This is a genomic window from Streptomyces sp. NPDC048566 (genome assembly GCF_043199735.1).
Classification (GTDB): Bacteria; Actinomycetota; Actinomycetes; order Streptomycetales; family Streptomycetaceae; genus Streptomyces.
Genome location: NZ_JBICWL010000037.1, coordinates 26,121 through 48,056 on the forward strand (window position 1 = coordinate 26,121; position 21,936 = coordinate 48,056).

At 73.6% G+C, this 21,936-nt stretch carries 22 protein-coding genes; 13 read left to right on the forward strand and 9 right to left on the reverse strand.

The window, feature by feature from the left end:
- The first annotated feature begins 3 nt into the window (after positions 1 to 3).
- Entirely contained in the window at positions 4 to 1,335 is a 1,332-nt protein-coding gene (locus ACGFS9_RS31140) for an aminotransferase class I/II-fold pyridoxal phosphate-dependent enzyme (RefSeq protein ID WP_393257947.1), read from the forward strand.
- Here the strand turns inward: ACGFS9_RS31140 and ACGFS9_RS31145 are convergent.
- Complete coding sequence (locus tag ACGFS9_RS31145; RefSeq protein ID WP_393257949.1) at positions 1,326 to 2,360, reverse strand: DMT family transporter; 1,035 nt, start codon at positions 2,358 to 2,360, stop codon at positions 1,326 to 1,328. The genes ACGFS9_RS31140 and ACGFS9_RS31145 overlap by 10 nt on opposite strands.
- Positions 2,361 to 2,435: 75 nt before the next feature.
- Here ACGFS9_RS31145 and ACGFS9_RS31150 point away from each other — a divergent pair, with 75 nt between their 5' ends.
- Positions 2,436 to 3,338, forward strand: a complete 903-nt coding sequence (locus ACGFS9_RS31150; protein ID WP_393257951.1) for a LysR family transcriptional regulator — start codon at positions 2,436 to 2,438, stop codon at positions 3,336 to 3,338.
- Between the two features lie 21 nt (positions 3,339 to 3,359).
- On the opposite strand, the gene ACGFS9_RS31155 is transcribed toward ACGFS9_RS31150, so the two are convergent.
- The gene (locus tag ACGFS9_RS31155) at positions 3,360 to 3,827 is read right to left on the reverse strand and encodes a pyridoxamine 5'-phosphate oxidase family protein (protein WP_393257953.1); all 468 of its coding nucleotides are present in this window, start codon (positions 3,825 to 3,827) and stop codon (positions 3,360 to 3,362) included.
- Positions 3,828 to 4,455: 628 nt separating this feature from the next.
- Positions 4,456 to 4,923: a Rieske (2Fe-2S) protein gene (locus tag ACGFS9_RS31160; protein WP_393257955.1), complete on the reverse strand. Its 468-nt coding sequence runs from the start codon at positions 4,921 to 4,923 to the stop codon at positions 4,456 to 4,458.
- A 273-nt stretch (positions 4,924 to 5,196) separates the two neighbouring features.
- Here ACGFS9_RS31160 and ACGFS9_RS31165 point away from each other — a divergent pair, with 273 nt between their 5' ends.
- The 7 genes from ACGFS9_RS31165 (at position 5,197) to ACGFS9_RS31195 (ending at position 11,619) form a co-directional block, all read left to right on the forward strand.
- Positions 5,197 to 5,979, forward strand: coding sequence for a HipA family kinase (locus ACGFS9_RS31165; RefSeq protein WP_393257957.1), 783 nt, complete (start codon positions 5,197 to 5,199; stop codon positions 5,977 to 5,979).
- Positions 5,976 to 6,359, forward strand: coding sequence for a DUF3037 domain-containing protein (locus tag ACGFS9_RS31170; protein WP_393257959.1), 384 nt, complete (start codon positions 5,976 to 5,978; stop codon positions 6,357 to 6,359). The genes ACGFS9_RS31165 and ACGFS9_RS31170 overlap by 4 nt, the downstream gene beginning before the upstream one ends.
- 204 nt (positions 6,360 to 6,563) lie before the next feature.
- Positions 6,564 to 7,325, forward strand: coding sequence for a 3-oxoacyl-ACP reductase FabG (fabG, locus tag ACGFS9_RS31175; protein WP_393257961.1), 762 nt, complete (start codon positions 6,564 to 6,566; stop codon positions 7,323 to 7,325).
- 16 nt (positions 7,326 to 7,341) lie between these two features.
- Positions 7,342 to 8,103 (forward strand): SDR family oxidoreductase, encoded by a 762-nt coding sequence (locus ACGFS9_RS31180; protein ID WP_393257963.1) that lies wholly within the window; start codon positions 7,342 to 7,344, stop codon positions 8,101 to 8,103.
- A gap of 269 nt (positions 8,104 to 8,372) precedes the next feature.
- Entirely contained in the window at positions 8,373 to 9,953 is a 1,581-nt protein-coding gene (locus ACGFS9_RS31185) for an ABC transporter substrate-binding protein (protein ID WP_393257964.1), read from the forward strand.
- A gap of 102 nt (positions 9,954 to 10,055) precedes the next feature.
- On the forward strand, positions 10,056 to 10,739 hold the full coding sequence (gene ung / locus ACGFS9_RS31190; RefSeq protein WP_393257966.1) for a uracil-DNA glycosylase: 684 nt from the start codon (positions 10,056 to 10,058) through the stop codon (positions 10,737 to 10,739).
- A gap of 322 nt (positions 10,740 to 11,061) precedes the next feature.
- A complete protein-coding gene (locus ACGFS9_RS31195; RefSeq protein ID WP_393257968.1) occupies positions 11,062 to 11,619 on the forward strand; it encodes a hypothetical protein in 558 nt (185 codons plus the stop codon).
- Between the two features lie 27 nt (positions 11,620 to 11,646).
- On the opposite strand, the gene ACGFS9_RS31200 is transcribed toward ACGFS9_RS31195, so the two are convergent.
- A complete protein-coding gene (locus tag ACGFS9_RS31200) occupies positions 11,647 to 12,117 on the reverse strand; it encodes a hypothetical protein (RefSeq protein WP_393257971.1) in 471 nt (156 codons plus the stop codon).
- A 590-nt stretch (positions 12,118 to 12,707) separates the two neighbouring features.
- Between ACGFS9_RS31200 and ACGFS9_RS31205 the strand changes: the two genes are divergently transcribed.
- Positions 12,708 to 13,619: a Gfo/Idh/MocA family protein gene (locus ACGFS9_RS31205; RefSeq protein ID WP_393257973.1), complete on the forward strand. Its 912-nt coding sequence runs from the start codon at positions 12,708 to 12,710 to the stop codon at positions 13,617 to 13,619.
- On the opposite strand, the gene lnt is transcribed toward ACGFS9_RS31205, so the two are convergent.
- Positions 13,537 to 15,147, reverse strand: coding sequence for an apolipoprotein N-acyltransferase (gene lnt / locus ACGFS9_RS31210; RefSeq protein ID WP_393257975.1), 1,611 nt, complete (start codon positions 15,145 to 15,147; stop codon positions 13,537 to 13,539). The two genes, ACGFS9_RS31205 and lnt, sit on opposite strands and share 83 nt — an antisense overlap.
- 377 nt (positions 15,148 to 15,524) lie before the next feature.
- Here lnt and ACGFS9_RS31215 point away from each other — a divergent pair, with 377 nt between their 5' ends.
- Positions 15,525 to 15,800: a hypothetical protein gene (locus ACGFS9_RS31215; RefSeq protein WP_393257976.1), complete on the forward strand. Its 276-nt coding sequence runs from the start codon at positions 15,525 to 15,527 to the stop codon at positions 15,798 to 15,800.
- Between the two features lie 260 nt (positions 15,801 to 16,060).
- On the opposite strand, the gene ACGFS9_RS31220 is transcribed toward ACGFS9_RS31215, so the two are convergent.
- The 4 genes from ACGFS9_RS31220 to ACGFS9_RS31235 form a co-directional block, all read right to left on the reverse strand.
- Complete coding sequence (locus ACGFS9_RS31220; RefSeq protein ID WP_393257979.1) at positions 16,061 to 16,552, reverse strand: nuclear transport factor 2 family protein; 492 nt, start codon at positions 16,550 to 16,552, stop codon at positions 16,061 to 16,063.
- A gap of 391 nt (positions 16,553 to 16,943) precedes the next feature.
- On the reverse strand, positions 16,944 to 17,123 hold the full coding sequence (locus ACGFS9_RS31225; RefSeq protein WP_393257982.1) for a hypothetical protein: 180 nt from the start codon (positions 17,121 to 17,123) through the stop codon (positions 16,944 to 16,946).
- Between the two features lie 326 nt (positions 17,124 to 17,449).
- Positions 17,450 to 18,325 carry an undecaprenyl-diphosphate phosphatase gene (locus ACGFS9_RS31230; RefSeq protein ID WP_393257985.1) on the reverse strand — a complete coding sequence of 292 codons (876 nt, stop codon included), beginning with the start codon at positions 18,323 to 18,325 and terminating at the stop codon, positions 17,450 to 17,452.
- Between the two features lie 197 nt (positions 18,326 to 18,522).
- Complete coding sequence (locus ACGFS9_RS31235; protein WP_393257987.1) at positions 18,523 to 19,344, reverse strand: TVP38/TMEM64 family protein; 822 nt, start codon at positions 19,342 to 19,344, stop codon at positions 18,523 to 18,525.
- Positions 19,345 to 19,393: 49 nt separating this feature from the next.
- Here ACGFS9_RS31235 and ACGFS9_RS31240 point away from each other — a divergent pair, with 49 nt between their 5' ends.
- Complete coding sequence (locus ACGFS9_RS31240; protein WP_393257989.1) at positions 19,394 to 20,128, forward strand: DNA alkylation repair protein; 735 nt, start codon at positions 19,394 to 19,396, stop codon at positions 20,126 to 20,128.
- Positions 20,129 to 20,597: 469 nt separating this feature from the next.
- Positions 20,598 to 21,767: an elongation factor Tu gene (gene tuf / locus ACGFS9_RS31245; protein WP_393257991.1), complete on the forward strand. Its 1,170-nt coding sequence runs from the start codon at positions 20,598 to 20,600 to the stop codon at positions 21,765 to 21,767.
- Positions 21,768 to 21,936: the final 169 nt, after the last annotated feature.

A 21,936-nucleotide genomic window follows, 5' to 3' on the forward strand; every position in this document is an offset into this window, starting at 1 on the left:
TTTGTGCTAGGAGAGTATCGGATCGAGGGGCGCCGCGCAGCCGACATCGCGGCGGGCGTCGAGCGCGCGGTGGGATCGGGTGAGCTGGAGCCGGGCCACCTGCTGCCGCCGATGCGGGAGTTGGCGCAGCAGCTCGGGGTCAATCCCAATACCGTCGCGGCCGCCTACCGGACGCTGAGGGAGCGCGGGGTCATCGAGACGGCGGGCCGGCGCGGCAGCCGGGTGCGGTCGAAGCCGGTCACCACCGGCCGGGACTCCGTGCGCGTGGAGGTCCCCGAGGGGGTGCGGGACCTGGGCCACGGCAACCCCGACCGGTCTCTGCTGCCGGCCCTCGGTCCCGCCTTCGCGGTGGCGGCCCGGGAGTCCGACCTGCGGCCCGTGCAGTACGGGGAGGAGGCCGTGGAGCCGGAGCTGGCCCGGCTCGCCCGTGCCGACCTCGACGCGGACGGGGTTCCCGCCGGGCCCGTCCTCGTCACCTCCGGATCGCTCGACGCCATCGAGCGGGTGCTGGCCGCGCACCTCAGGCCCGGAGACGCCGTCGCCGTCGAGGACCCCGGGTGGGGCAGTGTCCTCGACCTCGCCCCGGCGCTCGGCCTGCGCACCGTCGGGGTCGGCGTGGACGACGAGGGTCCGCTGACCGACGACGTGCGGCGGGCGCTGGACGGCGGGGCGCGCGCGCTGATCGTCACGGACCGGGCGCAGAACCCGACCGGCGCGTCGGTGAGTGCCGCACGCGCGCAGGCGCTGCGGTCCGTCCTCGCGGACCGTCCCGGGACGCTGCTCGTGGAGGACGACCACGGGCACCGGATCGTCGACCTGCCCCTGCACCCGCTCGCCGGGGTCACCCGCCACTGGGCGTTCGTGCGCTCCGCCGCCAAGGCCTACGGCCCCGACCTCCGGCTCGCCGTGCTCACCGGGGACGCCGTCACCGTCGACCGGGTGCACGGCCGGCAACGGCTCGGTCCCGGCTGGGTGAGCCGGCTGCTGCAGAAGGCCGTGGTCCACCTGTGGTCCTCCGGCGCGATCGACGCCTCCACGGTGGCGGACGCCTACGGCCGGCGGCGGACGGCGTTGATCGCGGCCCTGGAGGCGCGTGGCGTGGCCGCCCGCGGACGGAGCGGGATGAACGTGTGGATCCCCGTCCCGGACGAGACCGGAGCCGTCGCCCGGTTGCTGCACGCCGGCTGGGCGGTCGCGCCCGGAGCCCGCTTCCGGATGAGCGCGCCGCCCGGAATCCGCATCACCGTCTCGACCCTCGCCCCCGAGGACGTCGAGCCGCTCGCGGACGCCGTCGCCGCGGCCGTGGGACCGGGACCCGCCCGCCGCTACGGCTGAGGGCGGGAGTCCGGCGGTCCGCCCGCCCGGGCCCGCCGGGTCGCGCCGCGGGCCGGCCTCGCCTGGGTGAGCGCCGCGCCCGCGAGGACGACCACGGCGCCGACCGGCGTGGACCAGGTCGGCGTTTCGCCCAGGAGGGCGACGCCCGCGGCGGTGGCGATGACCGGGATGAAGTACGTGACCATCTGGGCCGTCGTCGGGCCGACCTCGGCGACGATGCCGTACTGGAGGAAGACGGCGAGGCCGGTGCCGAGTGCGCCCAGCGCGAGGACGGCGAGCAGCGGGACGACGGCGAACCGGCTCGGCACCGTGGTGAACAGTGGTGTGACGACGGCGAGTTGCCCGGTCGCCAGCAGCAACTGGGCGCCCGTCAGGGACAGCTGCGAGGAGTCCGTGCCGGCCAGGGTACGGCGGACGTGGATCCAGCCGACCGGATAGCTGAGCGAGGCGAGCAGGGCCATCGCCGTCCCCGTGGGGTCCAGGCCGTGGAAGCCCTGCCACACGCCCAGGACGGTCAGCACGCCGAGGAAGCCGATACCGAGCCCGGCGACCCTGCGCCGGGTGGGCCGGTCCTCCGAGAGGGCGACCAGGGAGAGGGCCATGCCCCACAGCGGCGAGGTCGCGTTGCAGATGCCGGCGAGCGTGGACGGGATCGTCAGCTCGGCGTAGGCGAACAGCGAGAAGGGCAGGGCGTTCAGCAGCAGGGCCGCGACGGCGAGATGGGCCCAGGTGCGGACCCCGCGCGGCAGCCGCTCCCGCTTCACCGCCATCGCGGCCATCAGCACGGCGGTCCCGAACAGCAGCCGGCCGAAGGTGACCTGGAACGGCGCGTACCCCTCCGTGCCGACCTTGATGAACAGGAAGCTGAACCCCCAGATGAGGGACAGCGCGGCGAAACGGATGCGCCAGTCGAGCGCGCGGCGCGCGCCGGACGGGGCGGGGGATGCCGGTGGGGCGCCCGCCGGTGCGGGCGGTGCGGGCCGGGGGGACGGGGCTGCGGCGCGGGGCGCGGGGGCGGTGGTCATGGGGTCAACGATGAGACCGCGTGATCCCTTAGCACAAGCGAGAAAAGGGGAGCGGTATCTCGTAGCATCGCTTACATGTTGAATCTTGAGCGCCTGCGCACGCTGGATGCCCTCGCCCGGCACGGATCGGTGAGCGCGGCGGCCGAGGGCCTGCACGTCACGACCTCCGCGGTCTCCCAGCAGATGTCCAAACTGGAGCGCGAGGTGGGCCAGCAACTGCTCGCCAAGAACGGCCGCGGAGTGCGTCTCACCGATGCCGGACGGCTGCTGTCCGAGCACGCGGCGCGCATCCTGTCCCAGGTCGAACTGGCCCGCTCGGATCTGGAGGCGCATCGCGGCCAGGTGGTGGGCGAACTGCGGCTGGCGGCGTTCCCGACGGCGGCCCGCGGGCTGTTCCCGGCGGCGCTCGCCGCGCTGCGGGCCGACCACCCGGGGCTGCGGGTGCGCTCCAGCGAGCTGGAACCGGAGGCCGGGGTCGCCGGAGTGGTCCGCGGCGACCTGGACCTGGCGGTGGTCCTGGACTGGTACAACAAGCCGATGCCGCTGCCCGACGGGCTGGTGAAGGCGTCCCTGCTCGACGACCCCGCGGACGTGGCGATGCCGGCGGGCCACCGGCTCGCGGACCGCCGGGAGGTGGACCTCGGGGACTTCGCCGACGACGAGTGGATCACCTGGGGCGAGGGCGAGTTCTGCCACGAGTGGCTGCTGTTCACGCTGCGGTCCCAGGGCGTCGAACCCAACGTCGGGCACCGCGCGGCGGAGACGCACACGCAACTCGGCCTGGTCGCCGCCGGACTGGGCGTGTGCGTGGCTCCGCTCCTCGGGCGTCATCCGGTGCCCGCGGGCGTCGTCACGGTCCCGGTGCGGCAGCGGGTGCGGCGGCACGTCTACGTGGTGTGGCGGGCCGACGCCGACCGCCGGCCGTCCATCCGGGCGGCGGTGGACGCCCTGCGCACAGCGGGCGAAGCCGTCGAGTGAGCCGGTCCCGCCGGTGCCCGGCTACACCGGGGGCAGCTTGCGGAAGTCCCAGGACGCGATCGCGTCCGGCGTCAGCCGCATCCACGCGTGGCGGCCGTCGTGCGGCATCTCCTCCAGACCGAAGTTCTTCCGGGCGAACAGGGTTTCCGGCACGTCGAGTTCGGCGCACAGATCCCCGGTCCGCGGGATCTCGCCCACGAACTCGACGGAGCCGGACAGCTCGACGCCGCGCAACTCCCCGTACTCCTCGCCGGAGTCGACCACCACGGCGACCCGCGGGTCGTTGCGCAGCTGCACCCACCGCTTGCTGCGCACCACCGAGTAGAGCCACAGGGAGGTGCCGTCCCAGGCGAACCAGAGTGCGCTGACGTGAGGGGCGCCGTCCTTGGACACGGACGCCACACGGCAGGTGCGCTGCGTGGTGAGGAACTCGTCCAGTTCACCGGGAGTCATCATGATCTTCCGGCCTCGGCGCTGTGTGACGGCCATGCGGTCCCCTCGTCCTGTGTCCGCCACCCGGGCCCTCCGGTCCGGGTGACAACGTGTCGAAAGCATGAGGTCTCCTCCGCCCCCACGCAACGGTCGCCCGCCCCGGCCCGTGCTGCCCGGGAGGGCCGTGCCCTGTCCGCGCCTCGGCCACGTCCCCGGCTCCGCGGCTGCGGTGCCGCTCGCCGGCGAGCGGCGGCAGGGCTTCGTGAGCCGGCGCCCTGCCCGAACGCGCCGTGGGCGTCCGCTCGTCCGGGGCGTCCGCCGCGGTGGCCCGCCCGGCCGACGCGGCCCCGGGAGGGCGCGGCCGGTCCACCGCCGCCGCCGGAAGGATCCCGGACGGCACCGGGGCGAACCGGCCCGCCCGGCTGTTCCGTGCCGGCGGGCGCCTGCTGGTCCCGCTGCTCCCGTCCGGAGCCGCCGTCATCCGAGCGCGGACGCCTCGTCGAGGCGGCCGATGAGGACGTCGCCGGAAGCCGGCTGCACGGCGGGCCGCCCGGGCGGGGGCCGAGGTCGATCTGCCGCCGCGCGATCGGGACCGCCGGGCGCTCGTCGCCACCGGCGAGCCGGCCCGCAGCGCCGTGCTCGCCGGCCCCCCCCTGGTGCACGGGCCCCGGCGGTGGGGCGGGGCTCAGGCGAGTTTGATCGCATCGCCCTCCACGGTGATGGCCGCGGCGGCGAGGGCGCTGGTCGCCGGGCCCTTCTTCACGCTGCCGTCGGTGGCCGAGAACTGACTGCCGTGGCAGGGGCAGGAGATCACGCCGTCGGCGATGCCCTTCACCGCGCATCCCTGGTGCGTGCACTTGGACGAGAAGGCCTTGAAGGTGCCGGCCGCCGGCTGGGTCACGACGACGCCCTGGTCGGCGAAGACCTTGCCGCCGCCCTCCGGGATATCGGCGGTCTTCGCCAGCTCCGTGCCGCCGGCCTCCTGACCGGTCGACTCCTTGCCGCCGCCCGTGTCGCCGGCACCCGCGGACGGCGAGGACGAGTCGTCCGAACCGCAGGCGGTCAGGGCCGCGGCGATTCCCGCCGCGCCGACCGCCGCCACGACGGTGCGCCGTGCCGGTCCCTGGCGGGGGTGAAGCGGTGCGCTGGTCATGCTGGGGTTCCCTTCGGGAGACGGGGGGACAGGTCCGATCAGGAGTACGGCCGGGACGTCCGCCCTGTTCAGGACGTGAACACTTCGCGACCGGATCGGCGGCGCCCGACGGGGCGAGAGGAGCCGACAGCGGCGCCGCGGCCAGGAGGCCGGTCCCCGCGGACGTTCGAACGGCGGGCCCCGGTGGCGGCCCGGCGCCTCGCGCGCGGGGCCGGTGGGCGGCGCCGCGCGGTCCGTGTCCTTCGGACCGGAACACCCCAGTAGCCTGGGCGGATGCTCAAGGAAGTCACCGCGACCCGGTACATCACGCCGCTGCGTGAGGGCGGCTCGCTGCCGGGGCTCGTCGAGGCCGACGACCTCGGTACGTACGTCATGAAGTTCACCGGGGCCGGTCAGGGCCGCAAGACCCTGGTCGCCGAGGTCGTCTGCGGGGAACTGGCACGCCGGCTCGGTCTGCGCGTGCCCGGTCTCGTGACGATCGGCCTCGATCCGGTGCTCGGCCTCGGCGAACCGGACACGGAGGTGCAGGAGCTGCTCAAGTCGAGCGGCGGCGCGAACCTCGGGATGGACTTCCTGCCCCGCGCCCTCGGCTTCGATCCGCTGGCCTTCCCGATCACACCCGAGGAGGCGGGACGCGTCGTCTGGTTCGACGCCCTCGTCAACAACGTCGACCGGTCCTGGCGCAACCCCAACCTGCTGATGTGGCGGGGCGAACTCTGGCTCATCGACCACGGCGCCACCATGATCTGGCACCACCACTGGCCCGGCGCCGAGGCGTCCGCCGCCAAGCCGTACGACATCACCGACCACGCCCTCGCGTCCTTCCGCCCCGACGTCGCCGCGGCCGCCGCCGAACTGGCCCCGCTGGTCACCGAGTGCCTGCTCGCCGAGGTCACCGCGGAGATCCCCGACGCCTGGCTGGCCGACGAACCCGGCTTCGACTCCGCCGACGCGCTGCGCCGCGCCTACGCCCGGCCGCTGCTGGCCCGGGCCGGCACCATCCACCAAAGGATCACGGGCGGCGCCGGCGCCCACGGAACCGAGGGGGACGCGTGAGCGAACGGGACGTCTTCGAGTACGCGCTGCTGCGCGTCGTGCCGCGGGCGGAGCGCGGCGAGTGCTTCAACGCGGGCGTGCTCGTGTACTGCCGGGCGCGGTCCTTCGTCGCGGCCCGCACCCATCTGGACGAGGGCAAGCTGCTCGCGCTCGACCCGGGCGCCGACGTGGCCGGGGTGCGGGCGGCGCTGCGCGCCGTCGAGGGCGTCTGCGCCGGCGGGAACGCGGCCGGTCAGGCGGCCGGCGACGACGCCGGACGCCGGTTCCGCTGGCTGATCGCGCCCCGCTCGACGGTGGTCCGGCCGGGTCACGTGCACACCGGGCTGACGGCGGATCCGCAGGCCGAGACGGAGCGGTTGCTCCGCCTGCTGGTCAGGTAATGGATCACATGCGCGCGGTGTGCCGTTGACACCGGGTGCCAGGGCTTCTAGCGTCACGTCTGCTGAAGGTACTAAGCGGTCGCTCACCGGACGGGCGTACCGTGTGAGCCGCAGGGCCTTCGGGGCTCCCGAAAGCCCCGCAGGGTTGTCGAGACAGCTTGGCCGGGCTTGGGCCGGCTTTTCCAAGGGCGAGGAGAACCAGCAATGTCCACCACTGAGCAGCGCGTCGCCGTAGTCACCGGCGCCGCGCGCGGCATCGGCGCCGCGACCGCCGTACGTCTGGCCGCCGAGGGCCGCGCCGTCGCGGTGATCGACCTCGACGAGGCCGCGTGCAAGGACACCGTGGAGAAGATCACCGCCGCGGGCGGCACGGCGCTCGCGGTCGGCTGCGACGTCTCCGACGAGGCCCAGGTCGAGGCCGCCGTCAGCCGCATCGCCGAGGAGCTGGGCGCGCCCACCATCCTGGTGAACAACGCGGGCGTCCTGCGCGACAACCTGCTGTTCAAGATGAGCGCGTCGGACTGGGACACCGTCATGAACGTGCACCTGCGCGGCGCGTTCCTGATGGCGAAGGCCGTCCAGAAGTACATGGTGGAGGCCAAGTTCGGCCGGATCGTGAACCTGTCGTCCTCCTCGGCGCTGGGCAACCGCGGGCAGGCCAACTACTCCACGGCCAAGGCCGGTCTCCAGGGCCTCACCAAGACCCTCGCCATCGAGCTCGGCAAGTTCGGCGTCACCGCCAACGCCGTGGCGCCCGGCTTCATCGTCACCGACATGACGGCCGCCACCGCCGCCCGCGTCGGCATGGACTTCGACGACTTCCAGGCCGCCGCCGCCACCCAGATTCCCGTGCAGCGCGTCGGCAACCCCGACGACATCGCCAACTCCATCGCGTTCTTCACCGGGGAGGCCGCGGGATTCGTCTCCGGCCAGGTGCTGTACGTGGCCGGCGGACCGCTCAACTAGGGCCGGGGGACAGGACATGAGCACACTTCCCGAGCTCTCCGGCAAGGTCGCGCTCGTCACGGGCGCGAGCCGCGGCATCGGCTACGGCATCGCGGAGGCCCTGGTCGCCCGCGGTGACCGGGTCTGCATCACCGGCCGCAACGAGGACGCCCTGAAGGAGGCGGTCGAGGCGCTCGGCGCCGACCGCGTCATCGGAGTCGCCGGCAAGGCCCACGACGAGGCCCACCAGGCCGTCGCCGTGGAACGCACCATGGAGGCCTTCGGCCGCGTCGACCACCTCGTCAACAACGCCGGTACGAACCCGGTGTTCGGCCCCATCGCCGAGCTGGACCTGAACGTGGCGCGCAAGGTCTTCGAGACCAACGTCGTCTCCGCGCTCGGCTTCGCCCAGCAGACCTGGAAGGCATGGCAGAGCGAGAACGGCGGCGCGATCGTCAACATCGCCTCCGTCGCCGGACTCGCGCCCTCGCCCTTCATCGGCGCCTACGGCATCAGCAAGGCGGCGATGATCAACCTGACGGTGCAGTTGGCGCACGAGTTCGCGCCCAAGGTGCGCGTCAACGCGATCGCACCGGCCGTCGTGAAGACGAAGTTCGCCGCCGCGCTCTACGAGGGCCGTGAGGCGGAGGCCGCCGCCGGCTACCCGCTCAACCGGCTCGGCGTGCCCACCGACATCGGAGGCGCCGCCGCCTTCCTCACCTCGGACCAGTCCGACTGGGTCACCGGTCAGACACTCGTGGTCGACGGCGGCCTGTTCCTGAAGGCCGGCGTCGCCTGACGCACCGTCGCAAGACGCTCCGCGACGCGAGAGCCGGTGGTCCCCCGAACGCGGGGGACCACCGGCTCTCGCGTGGGGGGAAACGGCGGCGCCGAACACCGCGAGGCGCGACGCCGAGTCCGCTATCCGGAGCGCCGGCGGCACCGGGAACTCTGACAACGTAGTCACAAAGATGCTGATCAAGTGCACTGCGGCGAAGACGGTTCCACCGGCGGAGTGCTGCGGTATGGTCTGCCGACCCTTGGTACGGCAGATCGAGGAGCGCGCGCGTGTTCAACCGGAACAGATGCCTGGGACACCTGGCTGCGATCACGTCCATAGCCCTGGTCGCCGGTTGTGGCGTCTTCTCCTCGGGGTCGTCCGAGGACAAGGGACCGATCGTGGTGGGCACCACCAGCGCCCCGAGCACGCTGGACCCGGCCGCCTCCTGGGACGGGTCGTGGGAACTGTTCCGCAACATCTACCAGACCCTGCTCGGCTACCCCAACGGCTCGGCCACCCCGCAGCCCGACGCGGCCGAGAAGTGCGCGTTCACCGACGAGACCAATCGCAACTACCGCTGCGAACTGCGCCCGAACCTCACGTTCTCCGACGGCGACGCCCTGGACGCCGCCGCCGTCAAGCACTCCGTCGACCGCATCCGGAAGATCAACGTCCGCGGCGGTCCGGCCGGTCTCCTCGGCAGCCTCGAACGGGTTCAGGTGCTCGGCGCGCGCGAGATCGTCTTCCACCTCAACAAGCCCGACGCCACGTTCCCGTTCGTCCTGGCCACCCCCGCGATGTCGATCGTCGACCCCGACGACTACCCGGCCGACGCCCTGCGCAAGGACCACGGGATCTCCGGGTCGGGGCCCTACAGCCTCCAGTCCTACCAGGAGGGCAAGCAGGCGGTCCTCGTCGGCAACGGGCGCTACCGGGGCTTCGCCAAGCGCCACAACGACGCGGTCACCATCCGCTACTTCCAGGACTCGGACCAGATGGTGGAAGCCCTGAAGGACGGGAAGATCGACCTCACCTACCGCGGACTCGCCGCCTCGGACATCGTCGACCTCCAGGGCGGCGCCGCCGACCAGGATCTCCAGCTCGTGGAGGGCACCGGCACCGAGATCAGCTACCTGGTCTTCAACCCCAAGGACCCCTGGGCGGGCAAGGCGGCCGTCCGCCGGGCGATCGCACAGGTCGTGGACCGGCCCGCCATCGCGCACAAGATCTACCGGGACACCGTCGACCCGCTGTACTCCATGGTCCCCGCCGGCCTGGTCGGCCACACCACCGGCTACTTCGACGCCTACGGCAGCCCCAGCGTGTCCAAGGCGCGCGGCATCCTCCGCGACGCCGGGATCGACCAGCGCGTCCCGCTCACCCTCTGGTACACCACCGACCGCTACGGTTCCGAGACCGCACCGGAGTTCCGCGAACTCAAGCGCCAGCTCGACGGATCGGGCCTCTTCAGCGTCACCCTCCGCAGCCGCCCGTGGAAGACCTACGAGGCCGGCTACCGCAAGGGCGAGTACCCGGTGTTCGGGCGCGGCTGGTTCCCCGACTTCCCCGACGCCGAGAACTTCATCGCCCCCTTCGTGGGCGAGCAGAACGCCCTCGGCACGCCGTACCCGTCGCCGCGCATCACCGACCGCCTGCTGCCCGAGTCCCGCGGGGTGAGCAACCGCGCCGCCGTGGTGAAGGAGTTCGAGGAGGCCCAGCAGATCCTCGTCGACGACGCCCGGCTGCTGCCCCTGTGGCAGGGGCGGCAGTACGTGGCCGCGAGCGGGGAGATCTCCGGCGGCGAGCGCGCCCTCGACCCCTCGACGATCATGACGATGTGGGAACTGGACCGCAAGACCAGCTGGTAGCGGGCGCGCCCGCTACCGGCGCTCGGAGCCGCGGAGGGCGTTGTCAGTGGCCGGCGGTAGGTTCTGTGCTCGGGAAGTGACAGCACACCAAAGGACGTTGACGTGACCGATATCGCCATGCTGCCCGAGTCCTGGCGCGGCGTACTGGGCGAGGAGCTCCAGCAGCCCTACTTCAAGGAACTCGTCGAGTTCGTCGAGGAGGAGCGTGCGAAGGGTCCCGTCTACCCTCCGCGGGAGGAGGTCTTCGCCGCGCTCGACGCCACGCCGTACGACCGGGTGAAGGTCCTCGTCCTCGGCCAGGACCCGTACCACGGCGAGGGTCAGGGGCACGGCCTGTGCTTCTCGGTCCGTCCGGGCGTGAAGACCCCGCCGTCGCTGCGGAACATCTACAAGGAGATGAAAGAGGAGCTCGGCACCCCGATCCCCGACAACGGCTATCTGATGCCGTGGGCCGAGCAGGGCGTGCTGCTGCTCAACGCGGTGCTCACGGTCCGTGCGGGCGAGGCCAACTCGCACAAGGGCAAGGGCTGGGAGAGGTTCACCGACGCGGTCATCCGCGCGGTCGCCGAGCGGCCCGACCCCGCCGTCTTCGTGCTGTGGGGCAACTACGCCCAGAAGAAGCTCCCGCTGATCGACCAGACACGGCATGTCGTCGTCAAGGGAGCGCACCCCTCGCCACTGTCCGCGAAGAAGTGGTTCGGTTCGCGTCCCTTCACGCAGATCAACGAAGCCGTGGCCGCGCAGGGGCACACGCCGATCGACTGGAGCATTCCGGACCTCGGCTGACCGGCGCCGGCCCTCGCCGCCGGGCCGCGGCCGTCACCGGCCTGGCCCAGCGGCGCACGGCGGTCCCCGGCCGGGACGGCCGCCGGTCCGGGCCGGGGACCCTCCCCTCGGGGCGCCGAGTTGGCGGCGCCGACCACCGCACGCTCCCGGTCCGGCCGCCCGGCGCCGCGCATCCCGCGTTGTCGGATCGCGCGGGCCCGCCCACTATGAGACCGGGCCCTCCGCCGGGCGGGGCACGCCTCCGACGCCGCGCGCCGATCCCCGCGCGACGCCGGGAGAACGGCCCGGCGCGGACGGAGACAGCGACGAGCCTGGAGGACGCGTGGCGGACCAACAGCAGCAGGCGGTGCCGGACGCCATGATGACCAGGATCGGGCAGACCGTCATACTGCATCACGCCGGAGACCGGGAAGAGGCGCGGACACGGTTCCTTCAGCTGTGGACGGAGATCGGCGCGGCCGGCGACCCGCTGCACCGCTGCACCCTGGCGCACTACATGGCCGACACGCAGGACGACCCGGCGGACGAACTCGCCTGGGACCTGCGCGCCCTGTCGGCCGCCGAGGAACTCACCGGCGACCGGACGGGCGAGCGGCGCTCGTTCCTCGCCGTGCGGGCGCTGTATCCCTCCCTGCACCTCAACCTCGCGGCCGACTACGTGAAGCTGGGCCGTCCCGCGGCGGCCCGCACCCACCTGAGCCGGGCGCGCGGGGCGACCGGCGTACTCGCGGACGACAGCTACGGCGACGGCGTCCGGGCCGCGATCGGCCGACTGGACCTCCGTATCCGGGACAGCGCAGATCCGGCGGGCGGTGAGGAGCCGGGCCGTTTCGGCGACCCCGGCGGCGAGACGCTGGGTCCGCCGCGGCAGCGTCCGTGACAGTCCCGGGGAGCGGCGGCGGGCCCGTCAGTTCCCGTAGGCACCGGAACAGATGACCGCCTGCGGACTGTCCGCCTTCCACCCTCCGTAGGTTCGGCCCAGGGCGCACACGTCCGTGTTTCCGGGGGCCTCGGGGGCGGCCGGTGCGGTGGGGGTGCGGGGCTCCGGCCGGTGGGGTTCCGGGCGCGGTGCCGGACGCGAGGGGCGCGGGTGCGGGCGGCCCGACGCGGCCGGAGCCGGTGCCGGCGGGGGAGCGGCCCGCCGCGGAGCCGGCGCCACGGGCCGCGGTTCCTTCGAGGGGGCGGTGCGCTCCAGGGCCTCGCGGGCGGGCGCCTGCACGATCTGCGGTTCCTTCACACCGTTCGGATCGGGTGCCGCCGCTCCGGACGGCGCGGTGTGCGGGCCGGGGGCGCTCGGCCGGTGGACGGTCACACAGCCGGAGAGGGCGGTGACCGCCACGGTCACCAGGAGCGTCGCGGCCGTCGTCGTTCGCTGCATCCGACCAACTCTGCTGTGTCCGGACGGCTTTCGGGAGCGGAAGGGGACAGGTTGCCCCGCACGAGTGATCCTTGCGCTCCTCCGGGCGGGGGCCGCCGACTGCGGCGCACCCCCGCGCCCCGAACGTCCCGGGCCCGCGCCCGCTCCCGCGGCCGCTGACACCCGGTGGCCGCCTTCGGGGGGCCCGCGCGCCGGGCGGGGCCCGCGGACACCCCCATCGGACGGGGCCGGGGACCGGAGGGATCGGTCACCGCCGGCCTCGGCACGGTCGCCGTGGGACGCCCACCGCCGCAACCGCCGTCCGTCCGCCGCGTGCTCCGGGCAGGGGGACGCGGCACCGGACATCGGACGCGGACCACGGGGCAGGGCGGGCGGCGCCGGGGGCGGGAAGCGGCGGCCGGCGCCGGCCGGAAGGGAACGACGGCGCGGCCGGACCAGGGCTTTTGCCCGCTCAGCGGCCGGGAGCGCCTGCGACGGCCCGTCCGGGCGGCCGTATGCTTCCGACGGGACACGGAGTCGGGCCGCCGGTTCCGGGCGGGCGGGCCGGGACGGGTGGCCCGGCCGGGCTCGGACGAACGAAGGAGAGCGCTGTGAAAGTCGGCTGCATCGGACTCGGCGACATCGCGCAGAAGGCGTATCTGCCCGTGCTCGGGATGCAGCCGGGCATCGAACTGCACCTCAGGACGCGCCGGGCCGAGACCCTCGACAGGGTGGCCGACACCCTCCGGCTTCCGCGGGCGCAGCGCCACACCGACCTCGACGAGCTGCTGGCCCAGGACCTCGACGCCGCGTTCGTGCACGCCGCCACGGTCGCCCACCCGGAGATCGTCACCCGCCTGCTGGAGGCCGGCGTGCCGACCTACGTCGACAAGCCGCTCGCCTACGAACTCGCCGATTCCGAACGGCTGGTGCGCCTCGCCGAGGAGCGGAACGTCAGCCTCGCCGTCGGCTTCAACCGGCGCCACGCACCCTCCTACGCGCAGTGCGTCGAGCATCCGCGTGAACTGATCCTCATGCAGAAGAACCGCACCGGGCTGCCGGAGGCGCCCCGCACCATGGTGCTCGACGACTTCATCCACGTCGTCGACACGCTGCGGTTCCTGGTGCCGGGTCCGGTCGACGACGTCACGGTCCGCGCCCGCACCGTGGACGGCCTGCTGCACCACATCGTGCTCCAGCTCGCCGGGGACGGCTTCACCGCCCTCGGCGTGATGAACCGGATGAGCGGTTCGAACGAGGAGATCCTGGAGGTCTCCGGCCAGGACACCAAGCGGCAGGTCGTCAACCTCGCGGAGGTCGTCGACCACAAGGGCCAGCCGACGGTGCGGCGGCGCGGGGACTGGGTGCCGGTGGCCCGGCAGCGGGGCATCGAGCAGGTGGTCCTGACGTTCCTCGACGCCGTCCGCGCGGGGAAGGTGCTCAGCGCCCGGGACGCACTGGCGACTCACGAGTTGTGCGAGCGGGTCGTCCTGGCGGTTCGGGAGCGCTCCGCCACGCCCTGACGGCGCGGGTGGCGTCCACCAGGACCAGGGCCGCGAGCACCAGCAGGGCACCGTGCACCGGCCAGTCGCCGAAGCGGGCGTACGGGGTGACGCCGGTCGCGAGCGGCACCTCGTACACCGCGGCGGCGCTCGCGTCGGTCCCGAGCCGGGAGCCGATCCGCTCACCGCTCGGGCCGTAGACGGCGGAGACGCCGGTCAGCGTCGCGTGCACCATGGGGCGGCCGGTCTCGGCGGCGCGGAGCGCGGCCAGGGAGGCGTGCTGCTCGGGCGCCCAGGAGTGCTGGAAGGTCGACGTCGAGGACTGGGCGAGCAGCACCGCGGCGCCGTCGCGGGCCAGATGGCGGCTCATGTCGGGGAAAGCGGACTCGAAGCACACCATCGGGCCGACCCGCAGCCCGTGTCCGACGTCCATCACCACCTGCCCGGTGCCCCGTATGCGGTCCTCGCCCGCGGCCTTCCCGACGGAGGTGGCCCAGCCGAGCAGGGACCGCGCGGGCACGTACTCGCCGAACGGGACCAGCCGCATCTTGTCGTAGCGGTCGCCTGTCGGGCCCTGCGGGCCGACCAGGACCGAACTCTTGTAGATCCCCGGCCGGTCGGAGCGGCGGGCGTCGACGTTCACCAGGATGTCGGCGCCCACCTGCCGCGACAGCGCCGCGATGCGACGCGCCAGGTCGGGCCGGTCGGCCAGGTCGAAGCCCACACTGCTCTCACCCCAGACGACCAGGTCGGCCCCCCGGCCCGCCAACTGCCGGGTGAGGGCCTCCTCAAGGTCGAACCGCCTGTTCCCGCTGTCCCCGTTCCCGCTGTCCGCGCCGTCCCCGCCGTTCACGACACCCGGCTGGACGACGGCGACGCGGACTCGGCCCTCGACATCCGGACGCGGCGACCCCACCCAGGCGGCCGAGGTCGCGGCGGCGGCCGCGAGCAGTCCGGCCACGGCCGGCACACGGGACTCGCGCACCGCGACCAGGACGGCGACCGCCACGTTCACGGCGACCACAAGGAAGCTGATCAGCCACACGCCGCCGACCGAGGCCAGCCGGAGGGCGGCGCCGACCTGCCACTGACTCGAACCGAGCAGGCCCCAGGGGCCGCCCAGTCCCTGCCAGGAGCGCACGAGCTCCACGCCGAGCCAGCCGGAGGGCAACACGAGCAGCGCGGCGGCCGTCCGGCCCGCCGAGGGCGTTCCGGCCAGGAAGCGCCGCACGAGCAGGCCCCAGGGGGCCCACAGCGCGCCGAGCAGGGCCGCTATCAGGACGGTGAAGACGTGCAGACTCGGCAGCAGCCAGTGGTGCACGGCGAACATGAACCCGAGCCCGCCGGACCAGCCGTCGTACGCGGCACGCCGGGCCGTCGGCGCGGAGCGGGCCAGCAGCATCCAGGGGACCAGCGCGACGTAGGCGAACCACCACCAGGACGGGGCGGGGAAGGCGAGCATCGGCAGGGCGCCGGCCAGCGCCGCCACCGCGCTCCGTCGCCAGGGGGAGACCAGCCATCGCTCGAACGAACGATCGGCTTTCTTCACGGCGTGCCTCCCTCCCCGGTGGTCCCTCCAGTGTGCGCGCCTTTCGCGATCTACGACAGGTGGCGCGGAGGGAGGGGCGGGGCGCGCGGCTGGGCGGCGATCCGGGTCACGGCCCCCCCGGTCGCGTCGGTGGGAAGGGGAACGGGGAAGCGGCCGCCGGTGCCGCCCTCCCGCGCATGCCGTTTGGATGCGCGGTTGGTTGGCTACTCGGTCGTCTCGTCGCCGGGGCCGGCGTGCACCGGGGAGCGGACGTGGTGCCGGCGGCGTCCACGAGAACGGGCTCGGGCCCACCTCCCGTCGAGGGGTGCCGGTCCGCGGTGTCACTGGCCTGTGGTGGGATGGCCGCGCTCTGTCAGTCGCTGTGGGGAGGCCGTTCCATGTCCGGGTATGCGTCGCTGACACGCGCTCTGGCGGAGGCCCTGGTCGACGTCCTCTGGTGCGTGGACGCGTGTGAGGACGAGCAGATGGACCCGGACGACGCGGTGAAGGTTCTGGAAGGCGTCGCCGCTCTGGTGTCCCACCTGTCGAACGACCAGCGTCGCGAGTTCACCGACCTGCTCGGTTCGATGGCCGCGCAGGAGACCAACCCCTCGCGTCGCGCGTTCCTGGAAGACTTCCCCGAGGGGTTCGGTGTGGTCGAGGAAGACTCCTGAGCTGCTCCCGAGACGGTCGCCGGCCGCAATCGGGTCGGCGACTGAGCCCGCATGCGGGACCTCGCCTAGGCAGCGGCTTTGGTGGGGTTTCGTTCGGCATGGGGAGCAGTTCGGGCATCCCTGGGGCGGCACGCCGGTTCCGGAGCCGGGAACGGGCAGGCGACAGACGGCGACACCGGGGAACAGGAGGTGGGAACCGGGGCACCGGGCAGCAGGGGCGGGGCGCGGGACACCGGGTTCATCCGTGTCGGCGAACGATGTCAGGTGGCGGCCGTGGGGGCGTCCCGGTGCTCGGGCGATCGGCGCCACAGCTCCTCCACGACGACCTGCCGCAGCCGCCATCCCTCCTCCGTCCGGACCAGGCCGAAGGAGGAGCGGCCCCCGCACACCAGGTCCGGCGCGGTGTCCTCTTCCTCCCGGGTGCCGGCCAGCCGCATCGGTGTGACGTAGTCCGCGCGGAGCACTGCCGTGTCTCCCGGGTTCTGGTCCAGGAGGTCGATGCGCACCTGTCGATTGACGATGAGGTGCTGGCACAACTCGAAGCGTTCCAGGCTGCGGGCGAGCCACCGGGCGACCTCGGCCGCGGTGCCCTCGATGCCGCCGGCCGTCCGGTAGTCGGCGCGACCGTCCTCGGTGAACAGCCGTCGGTAGGCGTCCCAGTCACCCTCGTTCACCGCTGCCGCGTACTCGGTGACGATTCCGTCCACGGCCAGCCGGTCCATCACGGTCGCGAGTTCCACGCGCTGCGTCATCGGCTCAGTGTTGGCCAACGGGCGTGCCACGCCAAGGGGGTGGGCGGGGATATTCGCCGCCCCGAGCGCGGTGCGTGCCGTTGCCGCCGGTCGCCGGCGCTGAACCGCGCGTCGGACCACCGGGGGAGGAGCCCCGAGAGCCGACGCGGCGGTACGGGGTACCGCCCGGCGGCGCGTTGCAGGTGGCGCGGGACCGCGACCGTACGTCCTGATGGAGCGTCAGCGGGAGTGTGTGTCCGCGCCGTCGGCCGCCGGGAGGGGTACGTCACCGTCGTGGCGACGGAGCGATGCTCCCCCCACGCGGCCCACGGGAAGCGGCCGTTCACCAGGGCCGGAGGCCGGCGCCAGCCGGCGATGGGTCCGGTGGGCGGCGCCGGATCGGGTGCCCTGGTCACGCTGCCTCGATGATCTCCCCGCGGATCGCCTCGGCCCATCGCACGACCAGCGTCTCGTACTGGGCTCTCTCCTGAGCGGACAGGGACCCGCCCGCCCGTGTCCACAGGGCGCGGATCTCTTCGTTCAACGCGGCGGCGGAGCGCACGGAACCAGAGCGATCGAAGTCGGGGGACATGCGCACCAGCCTAGGGGCAGGGACTGACACTGCGCTACCGGACGGCTACGCAACCGATATGTACTTCGTCACGGTCCGCCGGGGCAACCGTGCGCGCAGTGCCGAACCGGCCCCGGGGAGAGGGCGGTTGCTCCTGCGCGGGCGCCGTATCGGCGATGCGCCGCGCTGCGCCGTGATCCGGTCCGGCCACCCGCTGTCTGCGGGTTCCCACCGTGCCGAAGGAGGTGAGCCGTGCTGCGGCTTGCGGTGGGGAACGGCTCCCGCCGGTCCCCCGTCGCGGGCGCCGTGGAGGCGCCCTCGCCCCGGCCGGACGGCTGCGGCCGGCCTCAGCCGGAGGACTCGGCGGCGTGCGGGCTGAGGACGCCCATGCCGACCAGCGCGATGATGACGATGCCGAGGGCGATCCGGTACCAGACGAACGGCATGAAGCTCTTGTGCGAGATGAACTTCATGAACCAGGCGATGACGGCGTAGCCGACGGCGAAGGCGATGAGGGTGGCGAACATCGTGGGCCCCCAGGCGACATGCCCCTCCTCCGCCGCGTCCTTCAGCTCGAAGGTGCCGGAGGCGAGGACGGCGGGCATGGCCAGGAGGAAGGAGTAACGGGCCGCCGCGGCACGGGTGTAGCCCATGAAGAGGCCGCCGGTGATCGTCGCGCCCGAGCGGGAGACGCCGGGGATCAGGGCCATCGCCTGGCAGAAGCCGTAGACGAGGCCGTCCTTGGTGTTCAGCGCTTCGAGGGTCTTGCGCTGCTTGGCCGCCCGGTGCCGGCCGCCCGTCTCGTCGCGCGCCGCGAGCCGGTCGGCGATGCCTATGACGATGCCGACCACGATCAGCATCGTGGCGGTGATCCGCAGGTCGCGGAAGGGACCCTCGATCTGGTCCTTGAGCGTGAGGCCCAGCACGCCGATCGGGATGGAGCCGACGATGACCAGCCAGCCCATCTGGGCGTCGTGGTCGCGGCGCATCGCCTTGTCGGTGAGGGAGCGGAACCACGCCGACAGGATGCGCCCCACGTCCTTGCGGAAGTAGATCAGCACGGCCGCCTCGGTGCCCAGCTGCGTGATCGCGGTGAAGGCCGCGCCGGGGTCCTGCCAGCCGGCGAACGCGGCGGTCAGCCGCAGGTGCGCGCTGGAGGAGACGGGAAGGAATTCGGTCAGCCCCTGGACCAGCCCGAGGATGAGGGATTCGAACCAAGACATGAAGTGACGTCGTCCAAGCGCTGATCGAGGGAGGGCGGCGGGCACGCCGTATCGCGGAGCCGGTGATCACGGGTGTTGAGGGCAGCGTAGCGCCCGCGCGGCGGGGCCTTGCCACAGGGGCGTGCGCCGCCCGCACCGTCGGCCGACCGGCCGGAGGCCGCCGTGCCGGCCGGCCGTCGTGCAGGGGAGAGACCCCGCTAGGAGGCGGCGCCGCGCAGGTGGTGGCGCTTGCGCCAGGCCACCACAGCGCCGAGCAGGCCCGGGACCGCGATGAACGCCATCGCGACCAGGAAGGCCGGAGAGGTCGGCGCCGAGGCGCGGGCCCCGGCGACGGCGTACGCGGCGGTGTTCGGGAGCGAGCCGAGGCCCGTGGCCAGCAGGAAGGGCAGCCAGCCCATGCGGGAGACGGCGGCACAGTAGTTGGCGGCCCAGAACGGTACGCCGGGGAAGAGGCGGGCCACCATCATCGAGCGGAAGCCGTGCCGGCTGAGCTGCCCGTCCGCCGCCTTCAGCCAGCGGGCCCGCAGCAGGGGGCGCAGGGCGTCCTGACCGAGGACCCGGCCCAGCCCGAACGCGAGACCCGCCCCGAGCACGGTGCCCGTCAGGGCGGTGCCCAGCCCCAGTTGGGACCCGAACAGGGCGCCTGCCGCCAGGTTGAGCAGCGGGCGGGGGACGAACGCGACGGTGCACAGCCCGTACGCCACCGCGAAGGCGACGGCTGCCGCGGCCCCGCCCAGCTGGGGCGGCCAGCCGTCGGCGAGCAGGCGCTGGGGTTCGAAGAGCAGCACGCCCGTCGCGGCGCCGGCGAGCAGGACGATCAGCAGGGAGAGCCGGGACCAGGGAGAGAGCAGCGCTCTCAGGCAGCGGCCGGCCGGGCCGGTGGGTGCGGTGAGGGCGGCGGGCGCCGCACCGGCGGGTGCCGCGGTGAGGGCCGGTTCGGCGGCGCAGACGAGCCTGGGCGCGGTGGCCTGGGGAGTGGCCGTGGCGGTGCCCCCAGAGCGGTTGGTGGCATCGAACATCCGGCGACACTAACCGACGGATGTGTGTGATCGCCGTATGGTCCTTCTCATGGGCTTCACAGCTTCCGGTCCGTCAGGTCCTCCGTTCGCGATGCCGGACAGCGCCCTCGCGGACCTCCTGACGGAGCGGCTCACGGCCGTCTACGGGTCCGCGGCGGACCCCGTTCGGGCCGCGTCGATGCGCGCGTACATGAAGGACGTCGCCCCCTTCCTCGGGATCGCGACACCCCGGCGCCGGGCGCTTTCGCGCACGGTTCTGCGGGACACCGGGCGTCCCGGAGAGCAGGACTGCGTGGCGCTCGCCCTGCGCTGCTGGGCGTTGCCGGAGCGCGAGTACCACTACTTCGCCGTCGACTACCTCCGCCGACACGTACAGCGGCTGTCGTCGGACTTCCTGCCGGTGGCCCGGCACCTGATCGCGACCGTCTCCTGGTGGGACACCGTCGACGCGCTCGCCGCGCACGTCGTCGGCGGGCTGGTGGCCGCCGACCCCGGTCTGCGGACCGCCATGGACCGCTGGATCGAGGACGGCGACCTCTGGATCGCCCGGACGGCGCTGCTGCACCAGCTCCGCTACGGGCCGGACACCGACACCGACCGGCTGTTCGCGTACTGCCTGCGCCGGTCCGGGGACACCGGGTTCTTCATCCGGAAGGCGATCGGGTGGTGCCTGCGCGAGTACGCCAAGACCGACCCGCGGGCGGTGCGGGAGTTCGTGGCCGCGCGGCGCGAGGACCTGGCGCCCCTCTCGGCACGTGAGGCGCTCAAGAACATCGGCGCCTGACCCGGCTGCCTCCGGCCGGGGACCGTCCTTGCGGCCCGCCCGCGCGAGGGCGTCCGCGAGGCGCGGGCACGCGGACGGGGACGGCCCGGTGTGCCCGTCCGCGGCTGCGGCGTTCGACTCCGCCCTCCCGGGCGCCCGGCGGGCACCCCGCGGTCGTGGCGGCTGCGGCGGGCCCGGGCCCGGACGGGCGGAAAACCGGTCGACGGGGGCGCTCGCGTCGGCGAGGATCTGCTCATGTTCCGGTACGCCTTCCTCTGTGCGGCATCCGCACTCGCGGATGCCCCGAAGGCTGCCGTCCTGATCGTCACGGCAGCCGTCGACGGCGCCCGAAGCTGACCCTCCCCGGATCGCCCGGCGGACCCCGCAGGGGGAGGGTCGGGCAGTCGCTCGGGGTCCCCGCTCCGGCCCCATCGAGCCGGAGCCCCTCCCGTCAGCTCCGCTGACACCGCAGAGGCTTCGAGGTACAGCCATGCCCAAGACGGCTTACGTGCGCACCAAACCGCACCTCAACATCGGCACCATGGGTCACGTCGACCACGGCAAGACCACCCTGACCGCCGCCATCACCAAGGTCCTCGCCGAGCGCGGCTCCGGCACCTTCGTCCCGTTCGACCGCATCGACCGGGCGCCCGAGGAGGCCGCCCGCGGCATCACCATCAACATCGCCCACGTCGAGTACGAGACCGACACCCGGCACTACGCCCACGTCGACATGCCCGGCCACGCCGACTACGTCAAGAACATGGTGACGGGCGCGGCCCAGCTCGACGGGGCGATCCTGGTCGTGTCCGCGGTGGACGGGATCATGCCGCAGACCGCCGAACACGTGCTGCTCGCCCGGCAGGTGGGCGTCGACCACATCGTCGTGGCCCTGAACAAGGCGGACGCGGGCGACGAGGAGCTCACCGACCTCGTGGAGCTGGAGGTCCGCGAGCTGCTCTCCGCGCACGGCTACGGCGGGGACGGCGTACCCGTCGTGCGGGTCTCCGGCCTCAAGGCCCTTGAGGGGGACCCCCGCTGGACCGCGGCGATCGACGCGCTGCTCGACGCGGTGGACACCTACGTGCCGATGCCCGAGCGCTATCTCGACGCGCCGTTCCTGCTGCCCGTCGAGAACGTGCTCACCATCACCGGCCGAGGGACGGTCGTGACCGGTGCCGTGGAGCGCGGCACGATCCGGGTCGGTGACCGCGTCGAGGTGCACGGTGCCGGTCACGACACGGTCGTCACCGGTCTGGAGACCTTCGGCAAGCCGATGGAGGAGGCTCAGGCCGGTGACAACGTGGCGCTGCTGCTGCGCGGGGTGCCCCGCGACGGGGTGCGCCGCGGGCACGTCGTCGCCGCGCCCGGCAGCGTCGTCCCGGCGCGCCGCTTCACGGCGCGCGTCTACGTCCTGTCCGCCCGCGAGGGCGGCCGGACGACGGCCGTCGCCACGGGATACCGGCCGCAGTTCTATCTCCGCACCGCGGACGTGGTCGGCGACGTCGACCTCGGCGAGCGGGCCGTCGCCCGGCCCGGCGACACCGTCACCATGACGGTCGAACTCGGGCGGGAGGTTCCGCTGGAGCCGGGGCTCGGTTTCGCGATCCGTGAGGGCGGCCGGACGGTGGGGGCCGGCACCGTGACGTCGGTCGGCTGATCCGGCGCACCGGGTCGGCCGCGTGCCGTCCGGGCCAGGGAGGCGGGGCGGCGGGGGCCCGGGCGCCCGGGCCCCCCCCCCCGGGGGGCCCCCCCCCCCCCCCCCGGGGGGCCCCCCGGGGGGGCGCCCCGCCCCCCCCCCGGGGGGCCCCCCCGGGGGGGGGGGCCCC